Genomic DNA, 12,018 nt, shown 5'->3' on the forward strand with positions numbered 1-12,018 from the left:
CGTTTCATCAGTCCCGAAGATCGAGGTGGGCGATCATCTCGCCATCTTCATCGAGACCATCTTCGACAAAGCCCGCTTTAGCATAAAGCTGGCGCGCGCCTTCGTTTTCCGGTTCGTAGCAGATCGAGATGCGACGAATATGATCGAGCGCCCTGATATCAGCCAAGACCAGCTGCAACGCGGCCTTTCCGTAACCCCGCCCCTGAAAAGCGCGGTCGATCATGAAGCGGTAGATCTGGGCATTGTCGCCGTCGCTGGTCGCGTCATACATGAGAAACCCGACCAGATCGTCGCCGGCGAACACGGCGCGCGGACGCGCATCCTCATCTTCGTCCGCCTCTTCCAGCGAGCTTGCATTATCCGCAACAAGATTTTCTTGTCCCGGCGCAAGCTCCAGCGCCGCGATCCGTGACCGCAATTCTGCCGTCACGGCTGCGAGCCGGATTTCGCTCGTGTCGGAGACGGCTTTGCTCAAGCGGCAGCCTCCGTCGGGCGATGCGCTATCGAAGCGCCCGCCTGTTTGACATTGGCCAGCACCGTGCCGTCTTCCGTAACCGGAATGACGAAGCGGTTGAGCTTGGCCGGATTGCCACGCCAGACGGAATAAGGCTCAAGCACCTCACCCTTCATGACAAAGGAATCCACATCAACGATAGAGCCGTCGCCCATGACGACGCCATAATGGACGAATGCCGATGGTCCGAGCGTGCAGCCATTGCCGATGCGGATGAAGTCGGACTTGAAAGCACCCTCCTCCAGCGAATGCGGCTGGATCACACAACCTTCATTCAAGGTTGCATCGTCGCCGATTTCCACCAGCGAACGTTCGGTCAGATTGGCGCCGCCGTCATAGACGCGGCGACCGACCTTCACGCCAAGGCAGCGCAGAATCATCGGACGGAACGGCGTTCCGGCGAAAAGCTGCGTAATCGGCGAATCCGACAGTTTCCAATGGCGCTCATGCCGCCAGAAAGCTTCATCATAGATCGTCGTCATACGCGGTTTCAGTCTGCCGAAGCCGAGCGAGAGCCTTTCGATGAAGATATAGAACGGTATTGCAATGCCCGCCGTCAGAACCACGGCCACAAACAGCGCGTTGTACTTCCAGTCGTCATAATAGTTCAGCGCACGGTCCCAGATCGCCAGCGTTGCAAACAGCATCAGCCATTGCTCCGCCAGGAACATCAGTCCGGTGCGGAAATTGTGGAAGTTCTTGCGGCGCAAGCGGCGCAGGCGGTCCTCTTCCTCAATATTGGCGATCAGTTCCTTGTCGCGATTGACCATGCGCGGAATTTCAAAGCAGGGCGAACCCAGAAGCCCGACATTCTCGCGCATAGGCCCCTCGATCGGCACCATAACCTTGGTGCCGAGCAGACAGTTATCCCCGGTCCGTCCGTCGGACGGATAGAAGATATTATTGCCGAAATAGTTCCGCTCGCCGACCTTGGTATGCTCCAGCCGGAATGTCGCCGCCGACTTGTGCGTGTTGATCATAAACAGACCATCCGACACCATTGTCTGACTGCCGATTTCGCACAGAAGCGGGTTTTCATGCTGCTGGTTGGTGCCGAAATTGGACCCGGTCTGGACCACCTTGTTGAGCTTCCAGCCGATGGCCCGGATATAGTGCACGACGGCAGAACTATCGCCGAACAGCAGATTGAGAAGACGCGAATTGCTGGCCAGTTCCACCATCGACTGCAGCCAGTAATGGAAGCCGTAAAGCGTATAGGTGCGGTTTGGCTTCAGGAACAGGCTGGCCAGTCGCGGCACGGCAACCGCAGCAATAAACGAGGTTGCCAGCACGCCGAATAGCGTAACGGTCGTGCCGATGGCCACGATGCCGATGGTTTCCTGATAATCGTCGCTGACATTTTGCCAGTAGCTATGGAACAGTAAAGGGAACGGCGTGACCAGCATGAACAGCCCGACAAGCTGCACAATCTCGAACATGATACGGCGGGTTTTCGACAGCGTAATGCTGCGCACCTTGCAATAATCCGCAGTAGTGGGCGCTGCGGGCGACCCATGCCAATGTTCACCATCGGGGATGCTCTGGCCACGCTGCAACGACGACGCATGGCCAAGCTGCGCGCCATTGCCGATTTTGGTGTCGATATCGATGGTCGAACCAACGCCCACAAAAGCGCCGTCACCAATGGTAATCGTGCCCGTATGGATATAGCCGCTTTCAGCCGTAAAGCCGAGAATGTTGGATTCGCGGCGCAAAATGGAATTCTCGCCGATGGAAATCAGATCGGTACAGACCGGAATTGCCCGGCATTCGATGGCCGTGTTGCGGCCAAGCTTTGCACCGAGCAGCCGCAGATAGAGGCTATAGAGCGGATTGCCGCGGAACAGCACCACAGGCGCGGTGCGGATCAACGTCTTCACCACCCAGAAGCGGTAATAGCGCAGCCCCCAGATTGGAAAGTTTTCTGTCTTCCAGCGCCCGATCAGCAGCCATTTCGCAGCGATGGCAAAGCCCGTCATCGCGAAGAAGCTTGCCCCAGCGAGAACAACGCATCGGAAATAGAGCTGAAGCGGGTTGTCGAGCGCGTCATAGACCCAGTCGAGACCGCCATCGAAGAAAACCAGCCCGATATAGGCATAGACCGCATAGAAGGCGAGCTGTGCAGCGCCGCAGGTCCAGTAAGCAAAATTCGATGCCTTGTGGGTGAGCTGACGTTCAACCGTGGCCGCCGTTTTCTGCTGCGGTGCGTGCAGATGCGTCGCCAGACTTGCGATGGTCGGATGCAGGTAGATATCCCGCATCGACGCCGTTTCCCAACCCTGCGCTGTACGCACGCGGGCGCAGAACCGCGCCATCAGCAGCGAATTGGCGCCCAGATCATCGAAGAAATGATCCTCGACCGAAACTTCATCCAGATTAAGCACTGCGGCCAGCGCGTCCGCCATGAAGCGCTGATCGTCATTGCTCGGCGGGACGATGTCCCGTTCCGCTGACAGACGCACATTGGTCGGCTTCGGCAGACGCTTCAGATCGGCCTTGTTGGAGACCGTCATTGGAATGGCGTCCAGCTCTTCGAGATAGGTCGGGACCATATAGGACGGCAAACGTCGCTTCAGCTCGCGCGCAATATCGGCACGCTGCAGCGGTGGCACGCCCGACTTCGGCGCATAATAGGCGACCAGTTCGACACGACCCGGCTCGATTTCCCAGGTGGTGACGGCAGCCTGCGCAACTCCGGGCTGATCGAGCAGAACGGCTTCGATCTCACCAAGCTCGATGCGGTAGCCGCGAATCTTCACCTGCGTGTCGATACGCCCATGATACTCGATCTCGCCCGCAGCATTAATGCGCCCCAGATCGCCGGTGCGATAGATGCGTGCTGACGGATTGTTCGGCAGACCGATGAAATCAGGAATGAATTTCTGGTCGGTCAAATCCTGCCGGTTGAGATAACCGACCGCGAGGCCGATACCGGCGATGCCGATTTCGCCCAGTTGATCCGGGTCGGTCAGCTTCGGCTCGGTCGGTTCGATGATGACTATCGAATAGGTCGGCAACGGCGCACCGATGGTCACTGGCTTGTCGGGCGTCAGAACGCCCATGGTTGCCGTGACGGTCGCTTCCGTGGGCCCGTAAGTATTGAGAAGCAGGCGTCCCGGCTTTGTCCAGCGCGCCACCAAATTGAGCGGACAGGCTTCGCCGCCCACCATCAGCAAGCGCAGCTTCGGCACATCGGTTTCGATGGAAGACAAAAGCGTTGGGCTGCACGCCATGCAGTTGATGTCATTCTTCCGCAGGAAATCCGCGAGTTCTTCGCCCACCAGCGTCATCGGCCCCGGGGCAGGCACCACGGTCGCGCCTGCCGTAAACGGCACCCAATATTCTTCCGCCGAAAAATCGAAGGCGATGGTCATGCCGTGGTAAACACGGTCACCCGGCCTGTAGCCATAGGACATCGCCGCGACACGCAGGAAGTTGCAGAAGCTCTGATGCAGGATGGCGACGCCTTTTGGCCTGCCGGTCGTGCCAGACGTATAGAGAATATAGCAAATCTGATCCGGATTTGCGGCCCTTGCAGCCTTGTCGAGCGTGGCGTCCGACTGCTTTGAAATTTCAGCGCCCGCCCCGTCGATCAGCACATGCGGCACGGGCATCTGTTCGACGCGGGCCGCATAGGCCTCAAGCGAAATGACGAGCTTTACATTGGCATCCCCGATGATAAGGGCCATGCGATCTTCCGGAAATGCGGTCGCCAGTGGCACATAGGCCGCGCCCGCCTTCATGACGGCGAGCAGCGCGATATACGTGTCGGCAGAACGGTCGAGCAGCAGGCCGATGCGGTTACCAGGACGAACACCGCGTTCGATCAGCAGACGCGCAAACTGGTTGGCGCGGTTGTCGAGTTCCCGATAGGTCCAGTTGCGCCCGTCCGAAACAACGGCAACCGAATCCGAAAACTTGTCGGCCAGTTCTTCGAAGAAGAGGTCCAGCCGTTCGCCCGGTTTTCCGGGGTCAGCGAAATCAGCACCTGTCAGGATCTGCTCGCGAGCAGCCCCAAGACCCGCCTTACCCAGCGCCTTTTTTCCCTGCGCATCGTCGATGGGCAGACCATTTACGCCTGTCGTCGCTGCGGCTTCGCCGTGTCCAGCGCCACGATTTTCATAATTCATTTTTCAACACTCACTGACCAAAGGTCGAGCATCAACGGGCAATTATACGCGTTAGGCGGCACGCTTTGCCTGCAATGAGGCATTATCTGTCGTCGAACCGTTCACTGCGGGTGAAGAAGACCGCTATTGGCGCAGGCCACTACTCAAACTGGTTGAAATAAGAAAGTGAATTTATTTTTATCTTAGATGTTCGTCTCTCAGTGTTGCAAAACTAGCATACAACGCCGTTCAGATCATCCGCTTTTAGTTCCTATCCACCACTCTTGCAATCCTTCGCCGGTCACGGTTAACTGCCGAAATGGCGTTTACATTAAGGCAGTTACAGTATTTCGTTGCAGTTGCGGAGCAAGGGTCGATCACCCGTGCGGCGCAAAAATTGTCAATTTCGCAGTCTTCTGTCACGGAGGCGATCAAGGAGCTGGAAACCGACCTGAATGTCGAGCTTTTCGAGCGCCATCCCCGCGGCCTGACAGTGACACATAACGGCCATCAGTTTCTGCGCCACGCCACCAAGATTCTGACCGGCGTTTCGGATGCCCGTCGCTCTTTCGTCGACCAGCGCATTCAGGAAAAGGGCAAGCTCAATCTTGGCGTAACATCGCTGGTCGCTGGCTACGTCCTGTCCGACCTGCTCGCCCGCTATCGCCGTGCCTTTCCGGGCGTCGAAATCAGCGCCATCGAAGACAATGGTTCCTATCTGGAACATCTGCTGGTCGGCGGTGAGCTGGACGTAGCGGTGATGGTGATTTCCAACCTGCGTGACCGCATGGCGCTACATGCGGAAATTCTCGAAACCTCGCCCTATCGGTTGTGGCTGCCGCTCGGGCACGAGCTCGTCTCCATCGACAGCATTTCAGTCAGTGATATCGCGAAGGAACCGCTGATCATGCTGACGGTTGATGAAATCGAGGAAAATACCGGCAAACTTCTGGCCGCCCTCGGTGCCCGTCCGCATGTGGCTTTCCGCACGCGATCGGTGGAAGCCGTGCGCAGTTTGGTGGCCACGGGCGCGGGCATAGCCCTCCTCCCCGATCTCGTCTATCGCCCCTGGTCGCTGGAAGGCGACCGGATCGAAAGCCGCGATGTTTCGGGATCGCTGCCCGTCGTGCAGATTGGTATGGCATGGCGAAAAGGATCGAGCCTGCCGCAATCCGCACGCGACTTCATCGGCATTGCCGAGGCTGCGCGTTCTGGCCGACTGCGTTAGCACACCAGGTCCGATATCGGAAAAATCGATACCAGCTTTCCGATAAATGAATTTGCGAAAGGCAGGGTTTAAGCACACCATCTGCTCCGGGAACAAAATCACTGAATGTGAATAAAACGGGAGTGGTCGATGAGAAAATTTCTGCAATCCTGTACCGCTTTAATGGCCGTCGCGAGCTTTGCCACGCAGGCCATTGCCGCCGAACCGCTGAAAGCAATTGGCGAAGGTGAAGGCGCGCTGAGCATCGTGGCCTGGGCGGGCTATATCGAACGCGGCGAAACCGATAAGAACTACGACTGGGTCACCGATTTCGAAAAGGAAACCGGCTGCAAGGTCAGTGTGAAGACTGCCGCCACCTCCGACGAAATGGTGGCGCTGATGAATGAAGGCGGCTTCGATCTCGTCACCGCCTCTGGTGACGCCTCATTGCGCCTCGTGGCGGGTAAGCGCGTGCAGCCGATCAATACGGACCTCATCCCAAGCTGGAAAACGGTGGACGAACGGCTGCAAAATGCGCCGTGGTTCACCGTCAAAGGCGTGCATTACGGCGTGCCCTATCTTTGGGGTCCGAATGTGCTGATGTACAACACCGAGGTCTTCAAGGGCGAAGCGCCGAAGAGCTGGAACGTGGTGTTCGAAGAACAGACCCTGCCGGACGGCAAGTCCAACAAGGGCCGCGTACAGGCCTATGACGGGCCGATCTATATCGCCGACGCCGCGCTTTATCTCATGAAGCACAAGCCGGAACTCGGCATCAAGAATCCGTACGAACTCAACGAAGACCAGTATAAGGCAGCGCTCGATCTCCTGCGCGGGCAGCGTAAGCTGGTCAGCCGTTATTGGCACGACGCCATGATCCAGATCGATGACTTCAAGAATGAGGGCGTCGTGGCTTCCGGTTCATGGCCGTTTCAGGTCAATCTCCTGAAGTCGGAAAATGCCAAGGTCGGCTCGACCTTCCCGGAGGAAGGCGCGACCGGCTGGGCTGACACCACCATGCTGCACGTGGATAGCGAGCACCCCAATTGTGCCTATAAGTGGTTCGAGCATTCGCTAAAACCGAAGGTTCAGGGCGACGCCGCAGCATGGTTCGGTGCCGTACCGTCCGTTCCAGCAGCCTGTAAGGGCAATGCGCTTCTGACCGACGAAGGCTGCGCGACCAACGGCTTCGATAATTTTGCCAAGATCAGCTTCTGGCGCACACCGACGGCCAAATGCGAAAGCCAGGGCGAATGCGTCCCCTACCATCGCTGGGTGTCGGATTATATCGGCGTCATTGGCGGTCGCTGACATCGACCATCACAATTACAAACATTGCCCTTCCTTCAGCTGAAGGAAGGGAACGGACAGACGCGCCCGCCAACGGAGGCTGGCGTTCTCGATGATGGGTAGAGCCATGACAGCAGCAGTTCGTTTTGAAAATGTGAGCCGGCACTTCGGCGAAGTGCGGGCCGTCGATCACGTCAACCTGACCATCGCGCCCGGCGAGTTCTTTGCCATGCTCGGCCCTTCCGGTTCCGGCAAGACGACCTGCCTACGGTTGATCGCGGGCTTCGAACAGCCGACCGACGGAACAATAGAGATTTTTGGCGAAAGCGCCGGTGGCGTGCCGCCCTATCGGCGCAACGTCAACACGGTTTTTCAGGATTATGCGCTGTTTCCGCATCTTAGCATTCTGGACAATGTGGCCTATGGGCTGATGGTGCGGGGTGCCGGAAAGGCTGAACGCCACCGCGCCGCCGAGGAAATGCTCGAACTGGTCAAGCTGCCCGGCTATGGCGCCCGCAAGCCGAGCCAGCTTTCCGGCGGGCAGCGGCAGCGTGTCGCGCTGGCGCGCGCCCTCGTCAACAAGCCGAAAGTGCTACTTCTCGATGAGCCGCTCGGCGCGCTTGACCTCAAACTGCGCGAACAGATGCAGGAAGAGCTCAAGAGCCTGCAAAAGGCGCTGGGCATCACCTTCGTCTTCGTGACCCACGATCAAGGCGAAGCACTGTCCATGGCCGACCGTATCGCAGTCTTCAACAATGGCCGTATCGTTCAAGCCGGCACACCGCAGGAAATTTATAATCGTCCCCAGACCCGTTTCGTTGCGGATTTTGTCGGCTCTTCCAATGTCGTCGCACCGGAAATCATGGCCGCATTTGGCGGCGAGCGCCGCTGGGCCAGCCTCCGGCCGGAATCCATTCGCCTTGCAGATAAAGGCGACAAGGTCGGCGTTGCAGCGCGGATCGAAACCGCCAGCTTTCTCGGCTCCGCCACACGTCTCGGTGTTGAAGCCGAAGGTGCCAGATTGCATGTCATGCTGCCCGCAGGTGCAAGTGTTCCCGAGACGGGATCGGATATCCGCATCGTCTGGAATCCGGGTGACGTTCATTACATGGATCAGGCAGCATGAGCGGCGCGCAGGCTTCCACACTCGGAAACTCCGGAGCAAATTCCGGGGCCAATCCGACCTCCATCCTGCCGCAGCACGGCGGGATACTTGGTCGTCTCTCCGACCTTTTCTGGCGTCGTCCGGGGATGCTGCTGTTTCTCATGCTCACGCCGCCGCTTTTGTGGCTGGGCATTATCTATATCGGCTCGCTGATCGCGCTTCTGTTACAGAGCTTCTTCTCGGTCGACGATTTTTCCGGGCTGATCGACTATAATTTCACGCTCGCGACCTACGCGCAGCTTTTAAACTCCGCCAATCTCGACATCATCATCCGCACCGTATCAATGGCCGCACTGGTGACGGTTGCGTCTGCTTTCGTCGCCTTTCCAATCGCCTATTATGCCGCCCGCTATGCGCACGGCCGCTGGAAGGCATTGTTTTATCTCGGCATCATGCTGCCGCTTTGGTCTAGCTATCTGGTTAAGGTCTATGCGTGGAAGCTGATCCTTGCCAAGGAAGGCATCCTGACCTGGATATTCGCGAAACTGCACCTGTCCTGGCTGCTCGACGGCATCCTGTCTCTGCCGGTCATCGGCGGCAATTCACTGTCGGTCAGTTATCTCGGCACCTTCATCGTCTTTGTCTATATCTGGCTGCCCTATATGATCCTGCCGACACAGGCGGCGCTGGAGCGTGTGCCGGGCAATCTGGTGGAAGCCTCGTCCGACCTCGGAGCAACGCCTGCGCAAACCTTCCGAACCGTGCTGATGCCGCTCGCCATGCCCGGCATCATCGCGGGGTCGATCTTCACCTTTTCGCTGACACTCGGCGATTACATCATTCCGCAGATCATCGGCTCGTCGCGCCTGTTCATCGGACAGGCCGTCTATACCCAGCAGGGAACGGCAGGTAATGTGCCACTCGCTGCTGCCTTCTCCGTCGTGCCGATCGTCATCATGGCCATCTATCTGTGGATCGCCAAGAAACAGGGGGCTTTCGATGCGCTCTGATCGCAACAACCGCGCTACCTTCGGATTGAAGCTTGCTGCCGGACTGGGCCTCGCCTTCCTGCATCTGCCGATCCTGCTGATCTTCATCTATGCCTTCACGACGGAAGAGAAGAGCTATCAATGGCCGCCGCCGGGCTTCACACTGCAATGGTTCGCCGTGACATGGAACCGTGCCGATGTGTGGTCGTCGCTTGCGCTCTCCGTGCAGGTGGCCACGATTGCTACCCTGATTGCGCTCGTGCTTGGTACGCTCTGTGCCGCTGCTGTTAGCCGAACCCATTTTTTCGGACGTGAAAGCATTTCGCTGCTGGTCATCCTGCCCATCGCATTGCCCGGCGTTGTCACCGGCATTGCCTTGCGCTCGGCCTTCTCGCTGTTCGACATTCCGTTTTCGATGTGGACCATTGTGCTTGGTCACGCCACCTTCTGCGTGGTGGTCGTCTACAACAATGCCGTGGCCCGCTTTCGACGCACTTCCGGTTCGCTGATCGAAGCCTCAATGGATCTTGGCGCAAACGGGTTCCAGACCTTCCGCTATGTGATCCTGCCGAATATCGGAACGGCCTTGCTCGCAGGCGGCATGCTCGCCTTTGCACTGTCTTTCGACGAAGTGATCGTCACCACATTTACCGGCGGCCAGCAGATGACCCTGCCAATCTGGATGCTTCAGGAACTGATCCGGCCACGCCAGCGCCCCGTCACCAATGTGGTGGCCATGGTGGTGGTTCTGGTGACCTTCCTGCCCATCCTCGCCGCCTACTATCTCACCCGCGATGGCGATCAGGTCGCCGGTCACGGGAAATGACACAAGGGAGAACGATATGAACACCGAAATGCTGATTGGCTCGCGCTTTGAAGCTGGCACGGAAACCGATCAACGCCGTCATCAATGACGAGATTCCGGCCATTGTCGATTGTTACCGCTTCTTTGCTGGCGCGGTGCGCAATCTCCACGGACCGATTGCCGCCGAATATTTGCCGAACCACACGTCGATGATCCGCCGCGATCCGGTCGGCATCATCGGCTCCATCGCCCCGTGGAACTATCCGCTGATGATGATGGCGTGGAAACTGGCGCCAGCCATTGCGGGCGGTAATACGGTGGTTTTCAAACCATCCGAACAGACGCCGCTGACCGCGCTGAAAATGGCCAGACTGCTGGCGGATATTCTGCCGGAGGGTGTCGTCAATATCGTGTTGGGACGTGGTGAAACGGTCGGCAACGCGCTGATCAATCATCCGCGTGTCGATATGGTGTCGATCACTGGGGACGTCGCAACCGGCAAGAAGGTCTTGCAGGCGGCAGCCAAGAGCGTGAAGCGCACCCATCTGGAGCTTGGCGGCAAAGCCCCTGTCATTGTCTTTGACGATGCGGATGTGGAAGCCGTCGTCAACGGCATTCGCACCTTCGGCTATTACAATGCCGGTCAGGACTGCACCGCCGCCTGCCGCATCTATGCCGATGCGCGCATCTATGATCGTTTCGTCGCTGACTTGTCATCCGCCGTTTCCAGCATCCGCTACAATCTGGAAGATGACAGCCAGAACGAGATCGGACCACTCATTTCCCGCCGTCAGCGGGATCGTGTCGAGAGTTTTGTCGCCCGCGCCCGCGAGCATAAGCATATCGAGGTGACGACCGGCGGCAAGACATCGGGCGCCAACGGCTTCTTCTTCGAGCCGACCGTGATTGCCGGAGCAACGCAGGATGATGAAATCGTACGCCGCGAAGTCTTCGGTCCGGTTGTTTCGGTCACGCGCTTCAGCGATGTCGATGAAGCCGTGCAATGGGCCAATGACAGCGATTACGGTCTTGCCTCGTCGGTGTGGACCAAGGATGTCAGCAAGGGCATGCAGACCGCAGCCCGCCTGCAATATGGCTGCACCTGGATCAACACCCATTTCATGCTGACCAATGAAATGCCGCATGGCGGGTTGAAACAATCCGGCTATGGCAAGGACATGTCGATCTATGCGCTTGAGGACTATACTGCCGTGCGCCATGTCATGATCGCGCAATGAGCGATCACAGATAGATCGACCGAGACGGCTTGCATGGCGGCAGATTTGCCGCCATTTCCATTTGATCTCAAGGCCTTATCTTTTAATAGCCAGCTAAATTAGCTTGAGCATCGGGACGACTTGACCTATTCGGTTCTCAAATTCAATCTCAGGGTGAGCGGGATTTTGAGAATTGACACGCATTAACTGCATTCCCCCAGCAGAGCTGACCGGGCCGCATCTTGTTGCGGAATACCGGGAATTGCCGCGTGTTTTCGCCCTTGTGAAAGCAGCCATCCAGCGCGGCGAAACCACCACGGATCGGAGAAACCCGCCCGCCTACACGCTTGGAACCGGGCATGTCCGGTTTTTCTATACGCGCCTCGGCTATCTGGCGAAGCGTCAGGCCTCGCTTGTGGCCGAAATGCAGGCCAGAGGTTACGCGCCCCAGTTCACCGCAACCCATGAATTGCTGATCGGCATCCCGCCTGAATGGTGTTGCGACTGGGACCCTTCCGACGAAGCAATGGCGATCAACCGAGCCCGTATTGCCGAACGGCTGCGGAAATAGGCCCGGCAGGACGCCAGCACAAAAACAACCATACCTAGAAGAAACCAGGAAATACAATTGACTATCGTAGGCTGAATATGAGTTTAAATAAATCAAGGATACTTATGTAATTTTCAAATTATTCACTAGATTGTATATTTCTAAACAATAATACTATATTCTGGAAAGTACGGATAAAATTTGATATGATTAAGCAGCAACATCCCCCATG

At 57.5% G+C, this 12,018-nt stretch carries 8 protein-coding genes and 1 pseudogene; 7 read left to right on the plus strand and 2 right to left on the minus strand.

All coding sequences use genetic code 11. From position 1 onward, the window contains the following. Positions 1–7: 7 nt before the first annotated feature. Together WIX40_RS03580 and WIX40_RS03585 are read right to left on the minus strand one after the other, a co-directional pair. A complete protein-coding gene (locus WIX40_RS03580) occupies positions 8–475 on the minus strand; it encodes a GNAT family N-acetyltransferase (RefSeq protein ID WP_339438516.1) in 468 nt (155 codons plus the stop codon). After that, on the minus strand, positions 472–4,644 hold the full coding sequence (locus WIX40_RS03585; RefSeq protein ID WP_339438518.1) for a Pls/PosA family non-ribosomal peptide synthetase: 4,173 nt from the start codon (positions 4,642–4,644) through the stop codon (positions 472–474). Before WIX40_RS03585 ends, WIX40_RS03580 begins: the two co-directional genes overlap by 4 nt. A 298-nt stretch (positions 4,645–4,942) precedes the next feature. Between WIX40_RS03585 and WIX40_RS03590 the strand changes: the two genes are divergently transcribed. From WIX40_RS03590 to WIX40_RS03620, 7 genes and pseudogenes are all read left to right on the plus strand, one after another. Next, entirely contained in the window at positions 4,943–5,851 is a 909-nt protein-coding gene (locus WIX40_RS03590) for a LysR family transcriptional regulator (protein WP_109367654.1), read from the plus strand. A gap of 129 nt (positions 5,852–5,980) precedes the next feature. Continuing rightward, entirely contained in the window at positions 5,981–7,141 is a 1,161-nt protein-coding gene (locus WIX40_RS03595; protein ID WP_339438520.1) for an ABC transporter substrate-binding protein, read from the plus strand. A 106-nt stretch (positions 7,142–7,247) separates the two neighbouring features. After that, positions 7,248–8,246, plus strand: coding sequence for an ABC transporter ATP-binding protein (locus tag WIX40_RS03600; RefSeq protein ID WP_339438522.1), 999 nt, complete (start codon positions 7,248–7,250; stop codon positions 8,244–8,246). Next, complete coding sequence (locus WIX40_RS03605; RefSeq protein ID WP_339438524.1) at positions 8,243–9,235, plus strand: ABC transporter permease; 993 nt, start codon at positions 8,243–8,245, stop codon at positions 9,233–9,235. Before WIX40_RS03600 ends, WIX40_RS03605 begins: the two co-directional genes overlap by 4 nt. Beyond that, positions 9,225–10,040, plus strand: coding sequence for an ABC transporter permease (locus tag WIX40_RS03610; protein WP_339438526.1), 816 nt, complete (start codon positions 9,225–9,227; stop codon positions 10,038–10,040). Before WIX40_RS03605 ends, WIX40_RS03610 begins: the two co-directional genes overlap by 11 nt. Positions 10,041–10,102: 62 nt before the next feature. Then, positions 10,103–11,257, plus strand: a pseudogene (locus WIX40_RS03615) (gamma-aminobutyraldehyde dehydrogenase); the annotation flags it as partial. A gap of 172 nt (positions 11,258–11,429) precedes the next feature. Beyond that, the gene (locus WIX40_RS03620; RefSeq protein ID WP_339438528.1) at positions 11,430–11,807 is read left to right on the plus strand and encodes a pyrimidine dimer DNA glycosylase/endonuclease V; all 378 of its coding nucleotides are present in this window, start codon (positions 11,430–11,432) and stop codon (positions 11,805–11,807) included. Positions 11,808–12,018 lie beyond the last annotated feature (211 nt).

Source organism: Ochrobactrum teleogrylli (assembly GCF_037482325.1).
Lineage (GTDB): Bacteria > Pseudomonadota > Alphaproteobacteria > Rhizobiales > Rhizobiaceae > Brucella > Brucella teleogrylli.